The organism is Chryseobacterium arachidis, assembly GCF_900129245.1.
Lineage (GTDB): Bacteria > Bacteroidota > Bacteroidia > Flavobacteriales > Weeksellaceae > Chryseobacterium > Chryseobacterium arachidis.
This window is the reverse complement of record NZ_FQUT01000007.1, coordinates 71,656-96,298: the sequence shown is the minus strand read 5'-3', so window position 1 is coordinate 96,298 and position 24,643 is coordinate 71,656. Positions and strand designations below refer to the sequence as shown.

Here is a 24,643-nt window from a genome sequence, read left to right as displayed (position 1 = left end):
ATCCTTAACTGTTTCGGTTAGGGATTTTTTATAACCCATTTGTTATTTAAATGTAAATTTTACTGTTGTCAATTTTCAGAATATTCTGCTTTTCCATTTTTTTGATGGCACGGATTACGGTTTCAATTCTCATGCCCGTTAACGAGGCAAGCTGCTGTCTGGTGTAAGGAATCGGAAAGGAAAATTCTTCCTGAAATCCAAAATGTGCTTTCACATGATTCATAATAAGATGCAGTTTGGTTACCGGATCCTTAAAAGAAAATGGTGCAGAAATTAAATATCGGTAATGCATGCGGTCTGCCGTGTAAGAATATACATTCATAATAAGTTCCGGCTTTTCGAGTAAAAGACCGATCAGTTTGCCTTTTTCCAGCCTTATGATTTCGCATTCTGTAATGGCAATGGCATTTATAGCATATTTCTTGTCGTGAAAGAGATAGGTTTCGGCTAAACAATGACCATCGAAAGGAATTCCATGGATGAATTCTTTGCCATCTTCCAGAAAGCTGCTTAATTTTACAGTGCCGGTTTTTATCTGAAAATAATATTTTGGAGTACTATCTTCTTCAAATACATATTCACCGGAAGTATAATTTTGCAGTTCAGCGCCATGAGAAAACAATAGGTTTTCACAGATGATCATATATTAATTTTAGTTGTTATTTATAAAAGTTAAAATTAATAAATTAACGTATCGGTGAAAAGCTGCAACATACCACATAGATGCCCCAAAAATGCCTTATTTATAGACTTTCTATTGATTCTAATCAATTTATGGGGATGACAGTAAAATTTAGAAGGATTTAAAAACCGGAAAGTGAAATTATGAACGAATCAGCTTTTGGATTTCCCGTTGGAATTTTTTGTTCTGTTTTCTTATTTTAAAAATGAAGAAAAGTAATACAGCAGTTATTAGTGTCCCCAAGCCTATCACAGAAGCCTTACAGTAGGTAAAATATCTTTTGAGCTCTTTGCTTTTAAGTAATGTTTCCTCATTGTGATGATCAATAGCCTGGTTAATGGAACTTAATTCATTTTGTTCCCTTTTAAAACGCATCTCAAAATATTTTTTATTGTACACCTGATACAAATTCTTGTCACCGGTAGCCAGGTAATTATCTGCCATTTCTTTAAAGATACCTTCATTAAGAACAAGGTCGTTCGTGTTTTTACATAGAATTTCTGCTTTCTTTAAAAGGATTAAAGCCGTCTGGTTCTGGCGTTTTTGCTTGTACACTTCCGCCATTCCTTTCAAGGCAAAAGCTTCCAGACTTTTCGCTTTATTTTTCTGAGCGTACTGTATGGATTGCAGAAAGGCCTGCTCAGCTTTATCAATTTGGCTGAGGTTCAAATAACAATAACCAATATTGTAGAAAACCACACTCATATTGGCGTAGGCTGCCTTTTTAGGATTCACTTTTTCGAAATTCTCCACAGCTTTTAAAAACTTTTCCAAAGCAATTTCAGAATTCGACTGACTTTTATAGATCATTCCACGGATTGCGTATGTTCTTGCAGTTTCTATATTTTTCTCAAACGAATCATCAGGAAGCTTAGCAAGATACAGGTCGGCTTCATCCAATGTTTCCAGACTCTTGCTAAATAATTCCATCTGCTGATATTGGATGGCCACCGAAACAAGAACACTGGTCTGGGTTTTCGGATCATTCGTTTTCGGAGCTAATTCTTTGGCTTTTAAAATGTATTTTAGCGATTCATCAAAATCCCTTTTTGCAATATTCGCCGTAGAAAGCAACATGTACAGCGAGATCAGCGTATTAATATCTTTCTCTTTTTTAAGGAGATTATTGACAATTTTTATAGAATGGTCGGGATTGTCATAAATTTCAAGCCGTGCTTTTTTCAGTAAAGACTCGTCATGAATTTTTTGGCCGTACCCTGAAATTTGGCATACAATAAGAATGAACAAAATAAATTTTAAAATTAGCTTCATGATATTTTGCTTTTACTGATTTCCTGAATATATGCGTTGGGAGACATTCCTGTCACTGACTTGAAAACAGTCGTAAATGCACTGTGGGATGAGAATCCGGAATATTCTGCAAGGTAGCTTACCTTATAGTTGAGATAGGTGGAGTCTGTTTTTAATAAATGTGCTATATGATTGATTCTTAATTCGTTGATGTATCCGTTGAAGTTTTTTCCTTTGTTGTTATTGATAACTTCCGAAAGGTATTTGGTATTAATGCCCATCTGTGCAGAAAGCATTGCTAAAGACATGCTTTTATTCAGATATTGATTAGATTCTTCCCATTCTTCAAGCTTTTGCAGGATTTCGACTTCTTTTTCTTTGGAGATTTTGTTGGAGTCTTTACTGGCAATTGATGTTTCTTCTTCTTTCAGAACGGAGGCTTGGGGCTGAACCGTTTTTTCCTTTTTCTTTTGTTTTTCGAAGAACTCAAACTGTTTCTTTAAGTCATTATTTTTACTTTTTAAGCTAAAAAAATAAATGATTAGAACAATAATAATCAACGATAAAGATAAAATTAAAATCAAAAGACGGCCGGATTGGTTTTGCCTCTGGAACTCAATATTTTTATTCTGAGAATTTTCTACCAATTTTACAATATACCGGATCCCTTCTTTGGTGTTGGCGTCTATTTTTGTTTTCAGTTCCGTATGCAGATTATTATAGAAATGGTACTTCCTGTCGTCATGAAGCGCAAAATAATTTTTAGCTAAGGATGCGTACATACTGCTTTTCACACAATTAAAAGGTAATTTTTCTATTTTTGAAAGGCCTTTTTCCAGCTGATCGATGGCAGAATGGTAATCACCCTTAATGAAATAATACCGCGAAAGATTTTCATACGCCAAAGCCAGCAGCAAAGGGTATTTTTTCTGTTTTCCAAGATACGCAATGACTCCTGAAATTATTTGCAGGGCTTCTTCAGTTTTATTTTGCCGGAACAGGTAAGAAGACTGGAAAATCTGATTTTCTAACCTGATGATTTTGTTTTCTTCATTTTCATTATCAATATACCGATTACTTTTTATAAGATTTCTCAATGCTAATGCCTGATTTCTCGCTATTCCGAAATTGAGAGCCTGAAGCTGATAAAGTTTGGCAACCGTAATGCGTATTTTTTTATCTTCAGATTTTAATAATTTGTTATCAGAAAGCAAAGAGGAAATGATTTTTTGGGACTGATTGTAAAGATCCAGATTCTGATATTGGTCTGCAAGATTGTAATGTCCGAATATCTGCATAAAGTAAGACAGATTTTTCTTTTCCTGAAACTCCTCCTGCTGATTGGATATATTTACCGACTGAACATAATCTCCCTTCATAGCATATGCCTGGGAAATAATATTCCGTAAAACAATTTTGTGTTCAATATTCTCATCACTGTTTAATATGCTGAGAGAATAGTTGATGCAGTCATCCGGATTTTGATATAATTTTTGAAAAGCCTTGTCCGCCAAAATACTGAAGTCGGGGCCGGATTGTGCTTTCATAAAAACTGAAAACAGCAGAATGAGCAATATTTGAATGTTCCTTTTCAATTTCTCTTCTTTGTAAAAGAATGTTTTTACACTATTTTTTTTCAATTTCTTTAAAATCTGCTTTCTCAATAGAATGTGTGTATGTTTTTGGTTATTAGGTTATTATATTTTTAATTCTTTTAAATTTCATGAATTTTACAAGTCAAAAGCTTTCTGAAAGGTAAAGATAATATTAATATTGTTCTCACCAATTCAAAATAATAAATCAATATTATATGAAAGAAAATTACCAAAGATCATTAAGAATTTTGTGCACTTTATTTTTGTTTAACTGTTCTTTGACACAGGCACAGTTAACAGTAATGGCTACAGGAAATTTTAATGTAGGCGGTGTTTCGGATAACGGAATCGTAAGCATGCATACCAGCGCAGGAGGAATTTACAAATGGGATGCTACAAACGGAGTTGTAACGATAGGGGCATTAACCAATGGATACCCTCAGGCGGGAAGAACGGTTATATCGAAAGACGGAACGAGGATAGCCTCTACCATTACCAATGGAGCAACTAATTTTAATGAATTAGCAACGTATAATGTCGCAAACCTGTCCTGGGCAAACCATGGAGGGCTGGTTCCTACAGGCTGGGACGGGAGTGTAAGTTCTACCTGGGGAATGAATTCTCTTGGAGATATAGTGGTAGGTCTCGGCTGGCTGACAGCGGCTAATGGCCATGCCATAAAATGGACTAGTGAAGGCGGAATCGTAGACCTTGGGAGTATTGTTTCCGGAAGAAGCTCCAGAGCTAATGCTGTTAACTCGGATGGTACAGTGATTGTCGGGTGGCAGGATCAGGCAGACGGGATGAGATGCGGTGCCAAATGGATCAACGGAGTTGAAAGTTTTATATTAGATGGTACCGGTGCCAACGTTGGCGAGGCAGGTGATGTTTCTGCCGACGGGAATACCATTATAGGATCGGCAGTGCCGAATCCTTATGTCTGGAATTCAGTTTCCGGGCTTACATACATAACACATCCAAATTCCTCTGCCTTCTTCAGAGGTGGAGCAACGGGAATCTCTGGAAACGGAGGAGTTGTTGTTGGTTTTTATAGACCGTTCCCGGGAGCTCCAATGGCTGGAGAAGGCTTTATATGGACCCCTGCTGGAGGGCGTGTAAATTTGAATGATTATGCAGCCAGTCTGGGAATCACAACCAATGGAGTGATTATGTCTCTGCCGCTCGCAATTTCTCAGGATGGTAAAAAAATTGCGGGAACAGGCAGGGATGCTTCTGGGCAGACTGTAGCTTTTTATCTCGATCTTACACAGTATCTTGCTGTAAATGAAAATGTAAATAATGAAAATCTACTGTCAATCTATCCAAATCCTGCGAAAGACAATATTTACATTAAAGGAAAACATAAAATTGAAAAGGCTGAAATTTATAATATGGTAGGCCAGAAACTAAGAACGATTCCGTCTGTTGAGAGTCAGATTGATGTATCGTTTTTATCTAAGGGAAATTACGTGTTACATTTATTCGTGAAAGGGGAAGTTTCACAAAGTTTTAAATTTATAAAACAATAAAATTAGGCAGTACTAGGGAGGCACGTAACCAGCTTAGAAAAAAACTCGCAGAGCAATCTGCGAGTTTTGTTTTTGTATAACTTAAAAGTCCTATTCTTCGTCTTCTACAATGTCGCCTTCATCATCTTCATATTGTTCAAGAAAATAAGTAAAGGTGAAATCTTCTGTTTCCTCTTCGGCATCTTCAAGCGTTAAAAGAAGATCTTCAAAGTTTTCCAGCTGATCTACCGTCATGTTGACGAATTCGATATGAAGAGGCATTTCCAGCCCACCTGTCACCACATCCGAAAGGGCATCCAGATTATCTCCGAAATGTTCGGGAAGCTTGATCTTTTCTTTTAATTGAGCATAGAAATCTTCATAATCTCCTATGTCTGTAAAATCTATATATATTGTACTCATATTGAATTGAATTTCCAGTTTTTATTAATTAAAACTTGTTTGCATTTTTTGCAAAAATCCGTTTCTTCATTGGTCGGATTTTTACCTTCCGCATCTCTCATAAAACACATTTTAACAGGGCAATGTTTCAGTCCTTGCGTATGGCCGAGCTCATGAATGGCAACTTTAAAAAATTGTTCGTTTAAATTTTTTTTATTTAGTCTGAAGCTGGAGGCGACACATGCTTTTCCCGGTCTGTACCCTAAACCCATCACGCCAAAATCTTTGATAGCTCCTTTGGCCGTACTGATATCTTTTGAAGTTAAAGCGATCGTGACAAAGTTTTCTTCCGTTTTCTTATTTAAAAATGAAATAATAGAGTCTGCCCTGTAACGGTTTCTGGGTTTATAATAAGTATTTTCAGGGAAATCGATAGGCTTCAGAACTTTAACATTCGGATATACCTTTTTAATTTCACTGACTACGAAGTCCACGTTTTCGGATTTTATATCTTTAAACGGCTGTACCAAAATAGTAATGGCTTTTCCTTCCCCTAGCTTTTTCTGCTGTTTTTCTGAACAGGCAAAGATAAGGGCAAAACAAAATAGGATGAATAGTAAATTACTTGATTTCAAATTTTTAAATAATTTTTATCATTGCGCTTCGCTCCCCGCAATGACTTAAACTTACTGTTTTTCAAAGCTTTTATAGTGGTTTTTGGTAAGATAAACGTCACCATTTTTTGTAAAAACAATCCGGTCTGCATTCCGGGTTCCACAGTGATAATTCACATCGGCTTCAAAGTACTTTATGCCTTCAGGTAGCGTTCTTTCTCTGTTGCTGAATTTATCGCCGCCAATGGCTTTTCCCGGTAAGACCTCACAAAGGTTTCCTTTTGAAGGATTCCATCCCCGATTTTTAGCCTCATTTTTTGTAATGTAGTAATCAGGAAGCTGATGATTTTGTTTTACATAATTAACGACAGTTTTTTCCTCCGTAAGCTCATCAATTGATTGCCGGGAAGAAGATTTTTCTGTCTTAATTGTTACCTGATCGGTGACCTTACCATCAACGGTCTTTTTATCCGCAATAAAATTATTGTAAATATACATCACAGACATCCCGAAGAGAAGCCCCATACAGATGAAAAATACAGATCTTATTTTACCATTCATAGTTTACGTATCAATTATTATGAGTGAATTGCCAATTTTACTTTGTCAATCAACTTTGAATTTCACAAATTAAATACCATAAGTCGAATCAAAAATTTACCATTCACCATTCACATTTATCCTTCTCTCCACTCTTCAGGGATATCACAAACCGGGATCGGAACCATTTTATGCTTTGCCGCTTTATGCATTCTGTCGAAAATCATGAAAACTTCTTTATCGCGTCCTTCGTACTCTTCAACAGCTTTAGTTCCGTATTCTTTCTGAATTTTTTCCAGCTCGGGATAGGTTGCCCCGATTTGATCTTCGTCTGTTCTTTCGGCATCCCAAAGTCCGTCTGTCGGAATCGCATTTTGAATACTTTCAATTAAATTTAAAGCTTTCGCCAGTTCGTACACTTCAGTTTTATAAAGATCTGCAATCGGAGAAACGTCTACACCGCCGTCCCCATATTTTGTATAAAACCCGATTCCGAAATCTTCCACTTTATTTCCTGTTCCGCACACCAAAAGCCCGTGAAGCTGACCAAAATAATATAAATTCAGCATTCTGAAACGCGATCTTGTGTTAGCTAATGCCAGGTTATTGTTGGCATTTCCTTCTGCATGATCATGAACAATCCCTTCAAAACTTTCAAAAACCGGAGTTAGATTAATCGTTTTCCCCTGAACGTTCGGGAATTTTTTCTTAAGATCTTCAATATGATCCTGCGCTCTGCTTACCTGATCTTCTTTTTGGCGGATCGGCATTTCAAGCAATAAAACGTCAAGCCCGGTCATGGCGCAAAGTGTGGAAACCACACCAGAGTCTACACCTCCCGAAACTCCGATAACATATCCTTTTGCATTAGCTTTCGTTGCATAATCTTTCAACCAGCTTACAATATGGTCTATTACTTTTTGTGTCTGCATTGTTTATTTTTTTGTCTGTTTTACAATTAAGAAGTTCAAAATTAAAAATTTTGACCGTGATTTAGATATAATTTTCATGTTTCAGTTCGTACCAGAAGCAAATTCCGTCCGGTTCTGTGAATTCGCCGGTTTGCGTGAAGCCTAACTTCTTTAAAATATGATTGGAACCTTCGTTTTCAGAATGAGCATGAGCGTAAATCGTGTCAGCTTTTAGATCATTGAACCCAAAATCCAATGAAGCTTTCGCAGATTCCATGGCATAACCTTTCCCCCACGATTCGGGAAGAAAACGGTAGCCAAGATCGTATACATTGTTGTATCCGTTGATTTCCTGAGTCAGTAATTTCAGTCCGCTCCAGCCAATCAGAAGTCCGCTTTTTTTCTCAATGACAGCCAGCCTGCCGATCCCATTGTCCAGATATTGCTGTTGAATCATTTCAATAACTTTTTTCGACTCGCTGATGTCGGTGAGGGGAGGAATTCCGATATATTTCATCACTTCGGGGTTAGAATCCAGGAGAAACATACGTTCAACATCCGTTGCTTCGAATTTTCTTAAGATAAGTCTTTGTGTTTCCAGGTACATGTTTTTAGTATTGCTGAAATCCAAAAATGGTAACATGAGCGTTTCCTTTTTTAATATCTGTTTCCTGTAAAGGGTTTTTTAAAACATTTAAGGTCTGTAGATTAGGATTTTTCGAAATGTCTAATTTCTGGATTTGATTGTGTTCAAGATTTAGTTTTTTAAGATAAGTAAGTGCACTTACGTCAATCGTCTTTATTTTATTTAAAGATAAGGTTAATTGATCGATTCGTGGGGTTGTTTTTAACAAAATACTTTCAATCTGATTGTTATCAAGATATAATGAGGTTAAATTTTTAAGATTTTCTGCCTTGAAAATTGAAATCTTACAGTTTGTACAGGATAAAAGCTGCAGACGATCCATATTTTTCAATGATAAAGAGGTGATAGAATTTTCATCAAGGATAATCATTCTTGCATTTTTAAAATAAGAAAGATCATCAACAGCAGCAATTCCTTTGTTCACCAGAAATAAATTTTCCACCATTTCGGCTTCAATCGGATTAATGGTTCCGTCTTTGTTGCTGTCAAAATTTTCCAGCACCGCCTTTTCTAAATTTTTATCTTTAAAATGGAGCTGCTGGCCTCGAAAACAGGGAAGTGCAGAAATAAAAAATAGCAGCGCAAATATTTTGTTTTTCACCATCGAATTGTGTTTAAATCCTTATTTTTGTAAACTTTAATTTCATGTAAAAGTATGAAGATTTTCAGAATTATAGCGCTTTCTTTAGGATTAGTTTTGGGATTGGTTTCCTGTAAAAAAGAAACTCAGAACCAATGGAATGTTGAAGTTAAAAATCCGGCAGAAAAGGTGGAGATCACAGATATTTCCAAAGAATTATACGATCCTAATGTTTCATTGGATCAGTTTAAGGCAAAATTTCCTTGGTTTCAGGGAACTGTGAGCGATGCAGACTTCGGTAAAAGAAGGGTGGACCCTGCTGAGATAAAAATTTATAAAGAAGCTGCCTCTAAAATAGATCAAGCGAAGCTGCAGACAGATCTCCAGGATCTTTTTTCGCATATCAAATATTATTTTCCGGTTTTCAAAAGTCCAAAAGTATTTTTGTTTTCTTCATCGCTACAGATGGTTCAGGATCCTATTTTTTATGATGCCAAAGGAAATCTTCTTTTTATAGATATTTCAGGTTTCATGGGAGAAAATAATCCTAATTATAAAGGGCTGGAAATGTATTTTCAGAAATCTATGAACCCGAATAATATTGTTCCCAAAGTGGCTCAGCTATTTGCGGAAGGTTTCGTAAAAGAAACTCCGGATCATCAGAAATTTATTGATATGATGATTCTTAACGGGAAGATTATGATTCTTAAAGATGCGTTTTTGCCGACGTATCCGGATTACCTGAAAATGAATTATACCCAGAAACAATATGAATGGGCGGTATCCAACGAAGCCAATATCTGGAATTATTTCGTTGAAAATAACCTGATTTTCGGAGATGATCACAGATTGGAAGACCGTTTCATTGCGCCGGGGCCTTTTTCTAAATTTTATACGGAAATCGATAATGAATCTTCACCTCAGATAGGTATTTATACCGGATGGCAGATTTGTAAGGAATATTTTAAGCAAAAACCAGAGACCAAACTTCAGGATTTCCTGAATATGGATGCCACGATTATATTCAACCAATCGGGATACAAGCCAAAATTATAGAATTTCTATACATTAAGTTTGTTTAAATTTAACCGCAGAAGAAATAAAAGACCTTATTGGATCTATTTAAAGTATTTCAAAAGTTTACAAAGAGGAAAAAATCTTTGATTTACTTTTAACATTAAGAAATTAAGAGTATTTAGCTTAAAAAATTTAATAAAAATCAATTTATTGATTTCTTAACCAAAAACACCTTAATTAACTGAATTACTTAATGTTAAGGAAAGGATAAACAAGGTTTATTTAATTTAGAAAAATTAGGAAAGAGTGATAAAAAATTTATTAATAAAATTTAAACAGGCTCTAAACTTATGTGCTCTTTTTTTCATTTAAATATTAAACTTAAGATGACTACAGAGTTAAAATCTTTTGCATCTTTTGTGGTAAAAAGTTTAAACAAGTTTATTATAAATTAAAAGCCTTTCAGTTTTTTTGGGAAGGCTTTTTACTTGGATTTATGTAAATAATACTACTTTGTATTGCATATTACTATTTAATTTATATATTTGTGGCAATTAATAATAACCTATGGAAAATGTTATTCAGATTCAAAATTTAAACTTTGAATTTTCCAGGAATAAACCTATTCTTAAAAATATCAATCTCTCGGTTCCGAAAGGGAGTATTTTTGGATTTCTCGGAGCCAACGGAGCAGGGAAATCTACCACCATGAAAATGCTTATCGGAAGTATTCCCGACGAAAATAATGCCATCAGTATTTTTAATGAAAAGCTTTCAACACTTTATCCTGAAGGTTTTAATAAAATCGGAAGCCTTATCGACACCGCAGCCTTTTATGATCATCTTTCCGGGTGGGATAATCTGTTGATTATTTCCAAACTGAGGAATCTTCCTTCTTCCGAATGCGAAAGAGTTCTTCATCTTGTAGGTCTTTGGGAAAGCCGGAATATGAAGATGAAAAGATATTCTCTGGGAATGAAACAAAGGCTCTCTATTGCGATGACTCTGCTGGGAAAACCGGATTTATTGATTCTTGATGAACCTGTGAACGGGCTCGATCCCAACGGAATGCTGGAAATGCGTGAACTTCTCATCAAACTGAATAAAGAAGAAGGGGTTACGATTTTTATTTCGAGTCATTTGCTTCAGGAAATTGAAAAAATGATTACGCATTTGGCGATTATTTCTCATGGTGAAATTCGCTTTACGGGAAGTATTCAGGATTTGAATGAGCTGTACCGATACAATCATATCAGAATCGGCTTAAATAATGCCTCCGCTTTTATACCGAAGTTCCTGAAAGCTATTCACCGAAAATACTGGATGAAAATACTATTGAAATTACGGCAGAATCTAAAGAAGATATTATTAGCCTCGTAAAGAAACTGGTGCTGAAAGATGCTGAAGTTTTCGAAATTAAAAACAGTGCAGGGTTAGAAGACTGGTTCATGGAAATCACTAAAAATTAAAACACCAATGAAAAAAATATTAACGACAGTCGGTACAGAATGGCTGAAAATAAAAGGATTAGGACTAGTTTATATTGCAATAGTTTTAGGTGGATTAATTCCTTTATTGGGATTCGTGCCGTCATTTTTCAGGCCGGAGATTATTCAGGAAGGCACCTTGAAATTTTCTATTTTCGAAGAGGCTATCGGTGGGGAAGCCTTAAAATATTTCACATTTTTTGTATTGCTTTTATTTATCATCATTGCAGCAAACAGAATAGCGCAGACCGATCATAAAAACAACGGATGGCAGTTGATGGAAACACAGCCGGTAAGCAGGTTTCAGTTGTATTTTTCCAAATATATCATTTTAATTTTGTTGAGTTTTCTGTGTGTTGCCTCTTATTTTATCTTTAATATTATTCTGGCGCTGGCAGATTATTATATTCATCCGAATGCAGTAAAATTGATGGATTTCGATTTTGCATGGATTATGAAAACGTATGCAAGAATATGCATTACCATTTTAGGCATTGCATCATTGCAGCTTTGTGCTTCCGTGGCTTTTCCTGGCTTTATCTGGTCTTTTCTGGTCGGTTCTCTGGGGATTGCTTCAAACATTACTTCTTTGGTTCAGAAGCAGTCGTTTTTCTTTAATCCTTACAGTTCACTGTACACCTTCTGGAATGCTCCGGAAATCAAAAACCTGAACAGTTTTATTTCGTATTCGGAGTTGATGAGTGTTTTCTGGATGATTATTTTCCTGATCATCGGTTATTTCTGGTACAGCAAAAAAGGCTTTAAAAATGCTTTCCTTAAAAATAAGAAGCAGATTATTATTTCAACGGTTTTGTTTATTGTTGGAGCAGGGTTTCTGTATATGTTTCAAAAGCCAAAATCTTACAAAAGTGATATTGCAGGAATTTCAATGACCGGAAAACTGGAAACGGATCTTAAAATTGATTCTATTAAAATTTATACTACTGATTTTCATAAGAAGATCGGTGCCGCAGCGATAAAAAATAATACCTTCAGTTGGTCTACAAAAGAAAATCTTCCGTTAGATGAATATCTCATCGAAATCGGAACTAAAAAACTGATTCTGGTAATGGGAAGCGGAGATTGGTTTGATCTGGATTTTAAATTAAACAATACCAAATTGGTCTCTTACATCAGATCCAACAGAAAAGCTGACCAGGCGTATAGGCAAACAGAAGATGCATTCGGAAGAGAATTCGGATATGCGCTTGAAGATCAGACGTACACTAATGATCCTGCTAAATTTTATGAATTGGCCCAATCCGACTGGAAAGAAAGCCAAAGAATTCTGAATATTTTCGCCGATCCTGAAAACAATGCACTTTCTGATGATTATAAAATGTACAGAAGGCAGCTGATGGCGATTCGATATTTAAACGAGATCAACAATTACAGAAAAATGACTTCGTGGAATGATCTGAAATTTGCACCGCCAAAAGAGTTTATTGCTGAATTAAATGAAAATATTCAGAAACCAACACAGCTTTTGAGTAAAAATGAAAATTATCTTCAGTTTAAATTAGATCATTTATTAACGGATCAGGATCAGTCGATTAATGCAGACAGTATTCTTTTTGTTAAACTGAATCAGCTTCCGAAAAGTTTTGAAAAAGATCAACTGTTGTCGAAACACCTGTCAAAAACGATGGAACTTGAAAGCGACAGTACTGCAAGAAATAAATTATTTGCCTCAGAGATTAATAAAATTAACAGCAAAGATTACAAAAATATGCTGTACTCAAAGCTTGAGCAGATTAATATTTCTCAAAAAGGATCTGTATTTCCCGATCTTGCTTTCTTGAATGATAAAGGAAAAACGGTGAATCTTTCAAAATTCCGTGGAAAGTATGTGATCATTGATCTTTGGGCAACGTGGTGTGCGCCTTGTAAAGAAATTCGTCCGGTATTCGAAACAAGAAATAATCAATATAGATATTATAGTAATATTCAGTTTATCTCGGTAAGTCTGGATCAGGATCAGAACAAATGGAAAAATTATTTAAAAGCAAAACCTTCCAATATTCCTCAGTTTTGGCTGAATAATGCAGAACAATTCATGAGAACCTATAAAATCCAGTCGATTCCGAGATTTTTAATCATCGATCCGGATGGCAAAATATTTAATCTGAATACACCTTTTCCTGATGAAGATAATTTCGTAGAAATTTTAGATAAGCTCAAGAAGTATTAACTTTGCACCAAATTAGAAATAAATAGAAAGTTATGAGAAAAACTCAGATTACGATAGATGTAGAATTGGATGAAAACCACATCCCGGAAACAATGACTTGGAATGCTCAGGATGGTGGAGTTGAAAAAGAAGAAACGAAGGCAGTAATGATTTCCGTTTGGGACGAAAAAAATATGGAAGCCCTAAGAATCGATCTTTGGACAAAAGAAATGCCTGTTGACCAAATGAAAATGTTCATGCACCAGATTTTTGTTTCTTTAGGAAATACCTACCAAAGAGCAACAGGTGAAGAAGATGTGGCACAATGGATCGAGCAAATGGCTGAGGAATTTGCGATAAAATCTGCAATAAAAATGTAAAAACGAATTTGAAAATGTGATAATAAGACAATTTGAAAATGAAAGTTATGAAAGTAATTTTCAAATTCTCAAATTTTCAAATTAATAAAATATAAAGCAATGAATTTTAATACAAAAGTTATTCACGGAGGACAGCACCACGAATCTGCAACAGGTTCTGTGAACGTTCCTGTATTTTTAACGTCTACATTCGCACAAAAATCTCCGGGGGTACATTCCGGTTACGAATATTCAAGAGCGGCAAACCCTACAAGACAGGCTTTGGAAGACTCTTTGGCAAGTATTGAAAACGGAGCAAGAGGTTTGGCTTTCGGTTCTGGTTTGGCAGCGATCGACTGTGTTTTAAAATTATTAAACCCTGGTGATGAGGTAATTGCAGTGGATGATTTATATGGCGGAACATACAGAATGTTCACAAGGTTATTTGAAAAATATCAGTTGAAATTTACGTTCGTGAATTTTGATGATGTTTCTAAAATTGCTGACGTCATTACCGATAAAACTAAACTGATCTGGGTTGAAACTCCAACAAACCCATTGATGAAATTAGTTGATATTAAAGCAGTTGTAGAAATTGCAAAAGGAAAAGATATCTTGGTTGCAGTTGATAATACTTTCGCAACGCCATACCTTCAAAGACCGATCGATTTGGGAGCAGATATCGTAATGCACTCTGCGACAAAATATTTGGGTGGTCACTCTGATGTTATTGCGGGAGCATTGGTAGCAAAAGATGCGGAATTGGGAGACAAGCTTCACTTCATTCAGTTCGCAAGTGGCGGAATTTTAGGACCTCATGATTCTTATTTGGTATTAAGAGGGATTAAAACTTTGGCGTTAAGAGTTCAGAGACATTCAGAAAACGGAATGGCTGTAGCAAAATATCTTGAGTCTCATCCGGCAGTTGCTCAGGTAATTTATCCGGGATTAGAATCTCACCCGCAATACGAATTGGCAAAAGCTCAGATGAAAGATTTCGGAGGAATGGTTTCCTTCACTTTTAAATCGGGTAAAAAAGAGGATGCTATTAAGTTTTTAGAGAAAGTAAAAGTATTCACTTTGGCCGAATCTTTGGGTGGAGTGGAATCTTTGGCCAATCACCCTGCGTTGATGACTCATGCTTCCATCCCGGCTGAAAAACGTGCTGAATTGGGGATTACTGATGATTTAGTTCGTTTAAGCGTTGGAATCGAAGATGCAGAAGATCTGATCGCCGATTTGGAAAGAGCTTTTTCTTAATAGAATAAATCTTAGCGAGCTTAGTTAAGTGAAACGCCTTTGCGAACTTAAAAACGTATAGTAGTCAAAAAAATCTTTGCGAACTTTGCGTTAAAAAATTAGCTTTAAAGAATTATTTAAAAATAAACCATAATGAGAAAGATTCAGATTTTATTGTTATTCATTTTAAGTCAGATTGTTTATTCTCAGGTAAAAAATACCGACGAATTATACAAAACGGCAAAAAAATTAGACAGTCTGATATTTGATATTGGATTTAACAAATGTGACCTTTCTCATTATGATTCTATCGTCAGTGACGATCTTGAATTTTACCACGACAAAGGTGGGATTACTTCCGGAAAACAGGCGTTTACAGCCTCCATTAAAAACAATATTTGCGGTGGCCCCAATAAAGTAAAACGTGAATTGGTTCCCAACAGCATGAAAGTCTATCCTTTGTACAGCAATAATGTTTTATATGCTTTTATTCAGGAAGGTGAACACGATTTCGCTGAATTTTACAAAGGAAAATGGAATAAAGGAAGCCGCGCAAAATTTACCATTCTCTGGATACTAGACGGAAAAGACTGGAAAATGAAACGTGTTCTGAGCTACGACCATCACTTATAAACTATGAAAAATACAAGAAAAGCAACCCTTCAGGATATACAACAATTAGCAGGACTGTTCGATCAATACAGAGTTTTTTACCATAAAGATTCAGACATTTCTGCCGCAGAAAAATTTTTGAAGGAAAGGATTGAAAATAAAGATTCCGAAATTTTTGTTGCCGAAGGTGAAGGGAAATTGGTTGGCTTTGTTCAGTTATATCCATTATTTTCATCAACAAGAATGAAACGTTATTGGTTATTGAATGATTTATACGTTAATGAAAACCACCGCGGAAAAGGCTTTTCAAAAGAACTAATTGAAGAATCTAAAGAACTGGCAAAATTTACCGATGCAGCCGGAATTCTTCTTGAAACAGGAAAATCCAACGATATTGGAAACAAATTATATCCTGCTTGCGGATTCGAAATTTACGATGAAGTAAATTTCTACGAATGGACAAACACTGATAATTAATAATTAACAATTATTAATTTAAAATATTGCTCATTACCAATTACTTATTACTCATATTAACATGACTGATTTTCAAAAATACGTACAAAGATATTTAGATCATATTCCATCCGAAAATTGGTTGGAGGAACTTAAAAATTCGTGTGATAAAACCGTTGATATATATTCAAAACTTTCGGAAGAGCAATCGCTTTTTGCTTATGCAGAAGGAAAATGGACGTTGAAAGAATTGCTTTTGCATTTATCGGATACAGAAAGAGTTTTTCAATACAGAATTTTAGCTTTCGCAAGAGGTGATCAAAATGAATTGCCTGGTTTTGACGAAGAGTTGTATGCAGATCAATCTTTTGCCAATGAAAGAAGTTTGAGTTCTTTGTTGGAGGAATATCAACTGGTGAGAAAGTCTTCTCAGATTTTATTAGAAACCGCAAATTCATCAGCTTTAAAAAATATTGGAATAGCTAATGGAAATCAAATTTCGGGTGAAACCATCGGGAAATTAATTGTAGGTCATAATATTCATCATTTGAATATTATTGAGGAAAGATATTTGCCGAAGTTGTGATTAAATCTACAACCAGCATTCTGATTTTCATTAGTGTAATAATATTTCTTATTTCACTTACACAAGTTTGTGTAGTTTATAAATATTTTGGAATTGTAAACTATCATGCTTATTTAGCTTTTCTTGTTGGATGGATGCATTTTGTCGGTGGTGGTTTCGGAGAAGGTTGTATTTGGTTAGCAAATCCACTTTATTTCATGGGGTTATTTTTGTTATATAAGAAAAATAAATTAGCTATTTTTCCTCTTATTTGTTCTTCGATTTTGGGGTTTGTATTTTTAAGTTTTGAAAATTTAACAATGACTAAAAGCGGAAGAATAGCCCCAATAATTGAATTGAAATCAGGCTACTACTTATGGTTAATGTCAATTTTATTCATAACTTTTTCTTCAATTTATTTGAAAATAAAAGAGCAAAAAGATGCGTAGTCTAAAAAATTTAGATATTGAAAAAAGTATTGAAACGAGAAAACTTATTTTAGAAGAAAATTGGTATGACAAATTTGATACTTTTACAAATTATTTAATGTTCCTGAGTCTGATGCTTCCTACATTTTGGGGGTTAGGAGATATTAAACAGTCTGCGAATAGTGATATTGAATACCTTTTTTACCTTTGTCCATTATCTTTTGGGTTGTATGGTTTTTATTGTAAATTCACAGAGAAAAATTTAAAAGAAATCAAATTTACTATTCATAAAGAAGAGGCTAAAAGAAGAATTCTTGAATACGGAAAAAAGTACAATTATAGAATCTCTAAAATTTCTAAAGATCTGATATTTTTGAATGAACCTACAGATACTTTGGGCCTTGGTAATCATGAAACGACAACGATGGTTTTTTTCAAAGATCAATCGATTTTATATACTTTAATTAAGGATGCTTCAAGATTGAATGTTCCTGTATTAATATCACAGCATATTATTAGAAATGATTTTAAGAAATTATTGAGTTTGAAAAAAATTGAAAATAAAACGAAGAGAGGTTATTTTAGTTTATTCTTTTTTAAAGATTAATTAAAACAAGTTTAATTATTATGGAAAACATCATCAACATACTAAAATCCGGCGGAACTATCCTTTACCCAACAGACACTATTTGGGGAATCGGTTGTGACGCAACAAATATAGAAGCTGTCAACAAAATTTTTGACATCAAAAAACGTGAAAAGAACAAATCCATGATCATTTTGGTAGAATCTGAAAAGAGACTGCAGGATCTGGTGGATGTTCCGGAGATGGCTTGGGAAATTATTGATTTAAGCGAAAAACCGGTAACCATCGTTTACGAGAATCCGAGAGGTTTGCCAAAAGAATTATTGGCAGATGATGGAAGTATAGGAATCCGTTTGGTAAAAAACGATTTTTGTAAAAAATTAATCACAAAATTAAACAAGCCGTTGGTGTCAACTTCGGCGAATTTCAGTGGAGAAAAAAGCCCGATGAAGTTTTCGGATATTTCTCCTGAAATGGTTGATTTGGTGGATTATGCAGTAGAAGAAGACAGAGAAAAAGTGTCAAAATACTCCGGTTCTTCGGTGATAAAAATCTGGAGCGACAATAGGATAAAAGTTTTAAGAGAATAAAAAAGCGCTGTTTAACGGCGCTTTTTTGTTGATTTATTTAAAATACTTTTGATAAATTTCATCTTTTTCGGAATAGAATTTTAAGGCAAACTCCCGATTGTTGGAAACCTTTATATAGGATAGATCTGCAGAAGAATTATCATCAGATTGTTTTCCACTGATAAACTGGTCGTTTCCATCTAATGTATAGAAGAAACTGTCTGCACTATAGCTGGAATTTCCCTTGATATTTTTTATAATTTTATCTTTTGGTTTAATAGAAATTGTGATGGTATCATCGTTTTGTAATTTAATTTCAGACAAAGTATCGTATTGCACAATATTGATTTCGCCATTTTTCTCATAACGTATTCTGACTACGGAATCCAAAGTTCCTTTTTCTTTTAAAACCGATATAATGAATGCCTGATAAGCGATTCCGTCACTTCCAAACCAACCAACAGCATCAAAGTAAGGTTTTTCGGTGTCTTCAATTTTCTTGTTATAAAAATCTTTAAGAAGACCATACATTGGCTCTGTTCTGAAATAAAACCTGTCGATCTCATCTATTCTGTCCTGCGTTTGCAATGTTGTATTTCTATAAATAATCGGAGTGAGCGTTGTACTGTTTTTGTCAGACTGAGTTCCTGTAATCTTATTCGTTTTTGATTCGATTTCATAGATAAAAGTATCAGTATTATAGTTTACATCTTTACCTTTTATAATTTGTACGCTGGCATTTTTTACAGGAATAAATGAAATTTTAGTGTTTCCGTTTTTTAAATTTTCCAGATAACAGTCGGAATAGAATTCTACCAGATGTTCATTTCCATCAGTAGAATAGAGAATTCTTACTGTGGCATCCGCACGTCCGTCGTCGTCATTATGCCGATCCGTAACCATCATAGCACTGTACTTTACCCCGGAATTGTCTGTGAAATCGATAAAATCTGTATAATGTACATTTTTGGCCTGGGAAAAAAGAATTGAAAAGGAATACAGGAAACCAATGAATAATATTTTTTTCATAGTTATGAGTATTAGTTATCTTATAAAGTTAGGCAAATTTTGTAAACGATGTTACATTTGTTAAAAGTTTAATGTAATTGTTATCTTTGCAAAAGATTTCGTTCTTGTAGCTGAAATCCTATATCCTGATAATAATGACAATCAATCTCAATCAAAATAAAAATCTAAAACTTTTCAAAATAATTTCTGAGGTAGCGGCAGAAAACAATCAGTCTGTATACATTGTGGGCGGTTATGTCCGGGATTTGCTGATGAAAAGAAAGGCTTCCACGGATATTGATTTTGTGACCGAACAAAGCGGAATAGAATTAGCGCAAAATGTTGCTAAAGCCATTGATCCGAAAATGAAAGTTTCCGTTTTCAAAACGTATGGAACGGCGATGATTAAATATAAAGATCTTGAGCTGGAATTTGTAGGAGCAAGAAAGGAAAGTTATTCTGAAGACAGCCGCAAACCGGAAGTGGAAGGCGGAACGATTGAAGATGACCAGAAAAGAAGAGATTTTACCGTTAATGCAATGGCAATTTCTTTGAACAAAGATAATTTCGGTGAATTGATCGATCCTTTTAACGGGATTGATGATCTGGAAAAAGGAATTTTAAGAACTCCCTTGGAACCCGCACAGACGTATTCTGACGATCCTCTGAGAATGATGAGAGCGGTACGTTTTGCTTCAACGTTAAATTTTAAAGTTGAAGATAATTCACTTGAAGCCATTAAGCAGGAGGCAGAAAGAATTAAGATTGTTTCCAGGGAAAGAATCATGGTTGAATTTAACAAGATCATGCTTTCCAAAAAACCTTCAATTGGTTTAAAACTAATGGAACAGACCGGTTTAATGAAATTAATTATTCCTGAATTAATCGATCTGAAAGGGGTAGAAGAAGTGGAAGGTCAAACGCATAAAGACAACTTCTACCATACTTTGGAAGTGGTGGATAATATTTCTGAAAACACCGATAATCTATGGCTTCGCTGGTCGGCATTGCTTCACGATATTGGAAAAGCACCTACCAAAAAATTCGTGGAAGGAACTGGCTGGACTTTTCATGGACATGAGTTTTTAGGTTCAAAAATGGTGAAAACGTTATTTCAAAGATTGAAATTACCATTAGGACCGGACATGAAATATGTTCAGAAAATGGTGAAACTTTCATCACGTCCAATCGCTTTAATTACGGATGATGCTTCGGATTCTGCATTGAGAAGATTGTTGTTTGATGCCGGTGAAAATCTTGAAGATCTGTTCACGCTTTGCAAAGCTGATATCACAACGAAAAACTCCAAAAAACAAGAGAAATTCAAGAAAAATTTTGAGTATGTTGCGGTAAAGATTAAGGAAGTAGAGGAAAAAGATCAGGTAAGAAATTTCCAGCCACCCATTTCCGGAGAAGAAATTATGAGGATGTTTAATTTAAAACCCGGTCGTGAAATCGGGATTTTAAAGGAAAAAGTAAAAGAAGCAATTCTGGAAGGCGAAATTGGTAACGATAGTGAAGAAGCTAAAAATTTTGTTATTGCAGAAGCGGAAAAGCTTGGATTAACACTGGTTTAAAATGCTTTTCGCAACATTTGACTATATCATGTTAATAGTAATTTTCATCTTCAATTTTGGAGTTTGGAAATACAAAATAATTAAAAAACGCAATCGGATCTTGTATCTGATTGTGTTTTTACTTTTTGGGCTTATTGTACCCTATTTTTCTGTAGATTTTGAAATTAAAAAAGCCGTTAAAGATCAGCCTTTTGTTGATGGTTTTACTCTTCTTTATGTATATTTCAGGTTTCCCATCTGGTGGTTTATTGGAATTATTGAGGTTTTAATTTTAACGAAATTAATTTATAAAACTAAATCATAATAAATTCTTAAAAATTTGTTAATAAAATACTGAAATTGAACAGTTTTTGTTATTACATTTGTGAAAACATTGAAAACAAATTTGTTTAATTTTAAAAAACTATCGGTGAAAAAAATCTTCTTATTTCTGCCCTTACTTTTTCTGATTTTCTCCTGCGAAAATACTAAAGTAGAAAAAGTGGAAAATGCTTTCTATTACTGGAAATCCAACGATTATCCTTCCAGTTCAAACAAAGAAAAAGATATTTTAATTGATCAGAATATTAAGAAACTGTATGTGAAATTTTTTGAGGTCGATTATACCGATGCAATGGGAAATTTTCCTATCTCTAAAACCAGTTTTTCACTGAATTCTTATTGCGATGAAAAATCAACGAATTCTTATGAAGTCATTCCAACGGTTTATATTAAAAATATTGTTTTTCAGAAAAGTGCAGAGAAAGATTTAGATCAATTAGCAGATAATGTAAACTTTTTAATTAACAAATATACAAATGAAAGATTAGACTCTTTAAAGGTTTCAGAAATACAGATTGACTGCGATTGGACGGCTTCTACAAAGGATAAGTATTTTTATTTTTTAAAGAAATTAAAACCGATTTCACAAAAAGAAATTTCAGCTACACTAAGATTGTATCCATACAAATATCCAGATAAAATGGGAGTTCCGCCAGTTGATAAAGTGACTTTGATGTGTTATAATCTGATTAATCCATTGGCAGATCAATCGAAAAATTCGATTCTTGATTTAAAAGAATTGGAAAGCTATCTCAATACAGCAAAAAAATATCCGTTGCATTTGGATGTTGCACTTCCGGTATATTCCTGGATGCAGGTTTACCAAAACAATCAGTTTACGAATGTTTTGTATGATGTGAAAGATATTAAGCCTCATTTAAAAGAAATAAAACCGCTTTGGTATGAAGTGCAGAAAGATACAGTTATTAATTACGAAACGTATTTGAGAACCGGAGATAAGATAAAATATGAAGAAATAACGGCAGATAAAATCAATAAAGCTATTGCGATTATCAGGAAAAATATCAAGTTTGATAAAGAAATTACCGTAACGCTTTTTCACTTAGACGAAAAACAACTTAATAATTACACCGATGAAGAAATTAGTCATTTTTACAGCGATTTTACTAAGTAGCGCTTTTTCTGCGTGTGGTTTTTATCCTTACGGAGAAGACGTTAGGTTCTATTTTCTGAATCCTAAGAACTTTTCTTATCAGTCATATTCTTCATTTTATTATTCGGTTTTAAGTTTTGAACAAAATTCTGAAGCGTTAATTTCTACTCAGGATAATGAAAAATTGTGGAGGAAATATTGTGATAATAAAGTTCTTATTACAGATATTTCTTCTGTTTTAGAAAATTATAGTTTTTCTGATATTCAGGGAAATTCTCCAAATCCGTTTCTTCATTATTTGTATTCCCAAAAAGATATTGAGGCTATTAATTATTTGAAATTTGCCAAAAATTGTGAGTATTTCAATACCTGGCAGGATGATCCCTGGGAAAGAAATGAAAATACGGCGATTGCAAAAAGAAAGGATTTATTAAATAAAGCAACTATTTTGGCTTCAAAAAGCAAAAAAGTAGAATTCAAAAAAAGATATGCTTTTTTAGGACTTCGTTTGGCTTTTTATAATAAGGAGATGAAAAGCATTGAGAAAATTTACAGTCGATACTTTTCGGCAAATCAATCCAATGACGTGATTGATGTTTGGGCGTTGTATTTTAAGGCGATTTCAGAGACAAATCCGGCGTTGAAAAATCTATATTTTGCGAAAGTTTTTGCAGCCAGTCCTGAAAAAAGATTTGTTTCGTGGCAATATTTTGAATCACAAGTTCCTGTAGCTGATGTTTTAAATTTAGCTAAAAATAAAAAAGAAAAAGCAAATGTTTTACTGCTTTACGGACTTTATAATCCGGATAAAAATTTAGAAAACATTAAACAAATTTATGCTGAAAATCCGAATTATGACGGATTGAGTTTTTTGCTATATCGTGAATTGGGAAAGCTTGAAGATTGGGTTTTCACACCTTATTATTCTCTTTTTTATACGAATGATGATTATTGGGGTAGTGATCCTGAAAACGAAAATGTTCTTAAAATTTTAGAACGTTCAGACATCGACAGACAATATGCAAAAGAGGTTTTGGAATTTATTGATTCAGTTGATTTATCCAAAGTTGAAAATCCGAATTTCTGGAAATATGGGAGAGCAGAGCTTTTATTAATGACCAAAAATTATTCTGAAAGCTTAAACCAAATTGCTGAGCTGGAAAAAGTTTTACCGTCTGAAAATCTTCTTCGAAACAATGTGGAAATCATAAAAGCTTTGAATCTTTTTGCGAATCAAAACTATGGAAATGCTAAAATTCCGGATGCAGCGAAAGAAATTATCATTAAAAATAAAGACAATAAACATTTTATTTTTGCTTTAGGCAGAGAATTGGAATATTTGGGAAATACTGATGATGCCGCACTTTTATACGCTTCGTTAAATCATCCTTCTATTGGAAATGAATATTACAATAATGTTTACTATAAATCTTTGAAAAATTCTAATCATACTTATGATACGTATTACTATGATTATTTTGATTATCTGGATGCTGTTTATTCACCCGAACAATTGCAGAGTTTTATCAATGAAATTAATGGTTTAAGTAAAAATCCAGATCCGTTTTATAGAAATTTTTATTCGATTAATCAGTCCGAAATCAATTCTTTATATGATTTGTTAGGTACAAAATACATCAGACAAAACAAACTCAACTTAGCTTTAAATACTTTCAATAAACTTGGTGAAAATTATTTTGATGCGCAATATTCACTTTGGGAAAGAGATGGTAAAGACAATTACTATTCATCCAGCAAGGTTTTTGATCAGAATCCGTTTTATCATTTAAAATATACGCCTGATTTTATTCCTGAAAAAGAACATTTCAGAGTGAATAAAATTTCGGTGACCAGAAAGCTTATCGAATATCTGAATAAAGCCAATAATCCGAAAGAAAAAGACAGAGATTACTATTATTTTTTGGTGGCCAATTGTTATTACAATATGTCGCAATACGGCAATGCATGGATGATGAGAAGGTATTCTGTAAGCTCGGCAGGAAATTATTCTATTCGGGAAGATAATCAGGAATTCAATACAGCAGGTCTTGCAAAATATTATTACGGAAAAGCTTTTGAAAATGCTCAAACCTATAAATTTAAAGCTTTATGCCTGAGAATGCAGGGGAGATGTGAGAATTATAATTACGATTTTATGGGTGAGAATACTACGAATTCTTCTTCCCAAGCCGGTAATTACGAAGACAGAAGATTGGAACAAAATAAATATTATCAAGATCTTAGAAATAATTATCCGGACCAGTATGAAGATATGATCAGCGGTTGCGATTTTTTTACTTCATATTTTAAAGCCAGAAGATAAGTGTTATAATAAAATCCGGGCGGTTTCGAAGAAACCGCCCGGAAAAAAAACACAAATGATGAAAAATATTTTTTTATTCTATA

25 protein-coding genes are annotated in these 24,643 nt (G+C 34.1%); 15 read left to right on the top strand and 10 right to left on the bottom strand.

Translation table 11 applies throughout. From position 1 onward, the window contains the following. Positions 1-46 precede the first annotated feature (46 nt). The 3 genes from BUA89_RS13630 to BUA89_RS13620 form a co-directional block, all read right to left on the bottom strand. On the bottom strand, positions 47-643 hold the full coding sequence (locus tag BUA89_RS13630) for a Crp/Fnr family transcriptional regulator (protein ID WP_072958882.1): 597 nt from the start codon (positions 641-643) through the stop codon (positions 47-49). 180 nt (positions 644-823) lie between these two features. After that, positions 824-1,954 (bottom strand): tetratricopeptide repeat protein, encoded by a 1,131-nt coding sequence (locus tag BUA89_RS13625; protein WP_072958880.1) that lies wholly within the window; start codon positions 1,952-1,954, stop codon positions 824-826. Beyond that, positions 1,951-3,480, bottom strand: a complete 1,530-nt coding sequence (locus BUA89_RS13620) for a helix-turn-helix domain-containing protein (protein ID WP_143152340.1) — start codon at positions 3,478-3,480, stop codon at positions 1,951-1,953. Before BUA89_RS13620 ends, BUA89_RS13625 begins: the two co-directional genes overlap by 4 nt. Positions 3,481-3,743: 263 nt before the next feature. Between BUA89_RS13620 and BUA89_RS13615 the strand changes: the two genes are divergently transcribed. Further along, complete coding sequence (locus BUA89_RS13615) at positions 3,744-5,057, top strand: T9SS type A sorting domain-containing protein (RefSeq protein ID WP_072958874.1); 1,314 nt, start codon at positions 3,744-3,746, stop codon at positions 5,055-5,057. A gap of 90 nt (positions 5,058-5,147) precedes the next feature. Here BUA89_RS13615 and BUA89_RS13610 read toward each other — a convergent pair whose 3' ends face one another. The 6 genes from BUA89_RS13610 to BUA89_RS13585 all read right to left on the bottom strand — a co-directional run bounded on the left by BUA89_RS13610 (position 5,148) and on the right by BUA89_RS13585 (position 8,753). Then, a complete protein-coding gene (locus BUA89_RS13610; protein ID WP_072958872.1) occupies positions 5,148-5,459 on the bottom strand; it encodes a barstar family protein in 312 nt (103 codons plus the stop codon). Beyond that, complete coding sequence (locus BUA89_RS13605; RefSeq protein ID WP_072958869.1) at positions 5,456-6,073, bottom strand: matrixin family metalloprotease; 618 nt, start codon at positions 6,071-6,073, stop codon at positions 5,456-5,458. The genes BUA89_RS13610 and BUA89_RS13605 overlap by 4 nt, the downstream gene beginning before the upstream one ends. Before the next feature lie 51 nt (positions 6,074-6,124). Beyond that, positions 6,125-6,613: a ribonuclease domain-containing protein gene (locus BUA89_RS13600; protein WP_072958866.1), complete on the bottom strand. Its 489-nt coding sequence runs from the start codon at positions 6,611-6,613 to the stop codon at positions 6,125-6,127. Between the two features lie 116 nt (positions 6,614-6,729). After that, positions 6,730-7,524 carry an NAD(+) synthase gene (gene nadE / locus BUA89_RS13595; protein ID WP_072958863.1) on the bottom strand — a complete coding sequence of 265 codons (795 nt, stop codon included), beginning with the start codon at positions 7,522-7,524 and terminating at the stop codon, positions 6,730-6,732. Between the two features lie 61 nt (positions 7,525-7,585). Then, the gene (locus tag BUA89_RS13590) at positions 7,586-8,146 is read right to left on the bottom strand and encodes a GNAT family N-acetyltransferase (RefSeq protein WP_083531681.1); all 561 of its coding nucleotides are present in this window, start codon (positions 8,144-8,146) and stop codon (positions 7,586-7,588) included. Then, on the bottom strand, positions 8,115-8,753 hold the full coding sequence (locus BUA89_RS13585) for a leucine-rich repeat domain-containing protein (protein WP_072958860.1): 639 nt from the start codon (positions 8,751-8,753) through the stop codon (positions 8,115-8,117). The genes BUA89_RS13590 and BUA89_RS13585 overlap by 32 nt, the downstream gene beginning before the upstream one ends. Positions 8,754-8,804: 51 nt before the next feature. On the opposite strand from BUA89_RS13585, the gene gldB reads away from it, so the two are divergent. The 11 genes from gldB (at position 8,805) to BUA89_RS13530 (ending at position 18,238) form a co-directional block, all read left to right on the top strand. Beyond that, positions 8,805-9,785 (top strand): gliding motility lipoprotein GldB, encoded by a 981-nt coding sequence (gene gldB / locus BUA89_RS13580; RefSeq protein WP_072958857.1) that lies wholly within the window; start codon positions 8,805-8,807, stop codon positions 9,783-9,785. Positions 9,786-10,313: 528 nt separating this feature from the next. After that, the gene (locus tag BUA89_RS13575; RefSeq protein WP_228420561.1) at positions 10,314-11,126 is read left to right on the top strand and encodes an ABC transporter ATP-binding protein; all 813 of its coding nucleotides are present in this window, start codon (positions 10,314-10,316) and stop codon (positions 11,124-11,126) included. Positions 11,127-11,222: 96 nt separating this feature from the next. Continuing rightward, positions 11,223-13,424, top strand: a complete 2,202-nt coding sequence (locus BUA89_RS13570; protein WP_072958854.1) for a thioredoxin-like domain-containing protein — start codon at positions 11,223-11,225, stop codon at positions 13,422-13,424. 32 nt (positions 13,425-13,456) lie between these two features. Then, positions 13,457-13,783 (top strand): gliding motility protein GldC, encoded by a 327-nt coding sequence (gene gldC, locus BUA89_RS13565; RefSeq protein WP_072958851.1) that lies wholly within the window; start codon positions 13,457-13,459, stop codon positions 13,781-13,783. 99 nt (positions 13,784-13,882) lie between these two features. Then, positions 13,883-15,022: a cystathionine gamma-synthase gene (locus BUA89_RS13560; protein WP_072958848.1), complete on the top strand. Its 1,140-nt coding sequence runs from the start codon at positions 13,883-13,885 to the stop codon at positions 15,020-15,022. Positions 15,023-15,154: 132 nt separating this feature from the next. Further along, positions 15,155-15,634 (top strand): nuclear transport factor 2 family protein, encoded by a 480-nt coding sequence (locus tag BUA89_RS13555; RefSeq protein WP_072958845.1) that lies wholly within the window; start codon positions 15,155-15,157, stop codon positions 15,632-15,634. A gap of 3 nt (positions 15,635-15,637) precedes the next feature. Beyond that, positions 15,638-16,090 carry a GNAT family N-acetyltransferase gene (locus tag BUA89_RS13550; protein WP_072958842.1) on the top strand — a complete coding sequence of 151 codons (453 nt, stop codon included), beginning with the start codon at positions 15,638-15,640 and terminating at the stop codon, positions 16,088-16,090. A 61-nt stretch (positions 16,091-16,151) separates the two neighbouring features. Then, the gene (locus tag BUA89_RS13545) at positions 16,152-16,655 is read left to right on the top strand and encodes a DinB family protein (protein WP_072958840.1); all 504 of its coding nucleotides are present in this window, start codon (positions 16,152-16,154) and stop codon (positions 16,653-16,655) included. Continuing rightward, positions 16,652-17,083, top strand: coding sequence for a hypothetical protein (locus tag BUA89_RS13540; protein ID WP_072958837.1), 432 nt, complete (start codon positions 16,652-16,654; stop codon positions 17,081-17,083). The genes BUA89_RS13545 and BUA89_RS13540 overlap by 4 nt, the downstream gene beginning before the upstream one ends. Continuing rightward, the gene (locus tag BUA89_RS13535; RefSeq protein ID WP_072958835.1) at positions 17,076-17,669 is read left to right on the top strand and encodes a hypothetical protein; all 594 of its coding nucleotides are present in this window, start codon (positions 17,076-17,078) and stop codon (positions 17,667-17,669) included. Before BUA89_RS13540 ends, BUA89_RS13535 begins: the two co-directional genes overlap by 8 nt. Before the next feature lie 20 nt (positions 17,670-17,689). After that, on the top strand, positions 17,690-18,238 hold the full coding sequence (locus BUA89_RS13530) for an L-threonylcarbamoyladenylate synthase (RefSeq protein ID WP_072958833.1): 549 nt from the start codon (positions 17,690-17,692) through the stop codon (positions 18,236-18,238). Between the two features lie 33 nt (positions 18,239-18,271). Here the strand turns inward: BUA89_RS13530 and BUA89_RS13525 are convergent, their stop codons facing one another. Then, positions 18,272-19,246 (bottom strand): hypothetical protein, encoded by a 975-nt coding sequence (locus BUA89_RS13525; RefSeq protein ID WP_072958831.1) that lies wholly within the window; start codon positions 19,244-19,246, stop codon positions 18,272-18,274. A 134-nt stretch (positions 19,247-19,380) separates the two neighbouring features. Here BUA89_RS13525 and BUA89_RS13520 point away from each other — a divergent pair, with 134 nt between their 5' ends. The 3 genes from BUA89_RS13520 (at position 19,381) to BUA89_RS13505 (ending at position 24,560) form a co-directional block, all read left to right on the top strand. Continuing rightward, on the top strand, positions 19,381-20,802 hold the full coding sequence (locus BUA89_RS13520; protein WP_072958829.1) for a CCA tRNA nucleotidyltransferase: 1,422 nt from the start codon (positions 19,381-19,383) through the stop codon (positions 20,800-20,802). 409 nt (positions 20,803-21,211) lie between these two features. Then, the gene (locus BUA89_RS13510) at positions 21,212-22,258 is read left to right on the top strand and encodes a hypothetical protein (protein ID WP_143152339.1); all 1,047 of its coding nucleotides are present in this window, start codon (positions 21,212-21,214) and stop codon (positions 22,256-22,258) included. Then, entirely contained in the window at positions 22,218-24,560 is a 2,343-nt protein-coding gene (locus tag BUA89_RS13505) for a hypothetical protein (protein ID WP_072958823.1), read from the top strand. Before BUA89_RS13510 ends, BUA89_RS13505 begins: the two co-directional genes overlap by 41 nt. Positions 24,561-24,643: the final 83 nt, after the last annotated feature.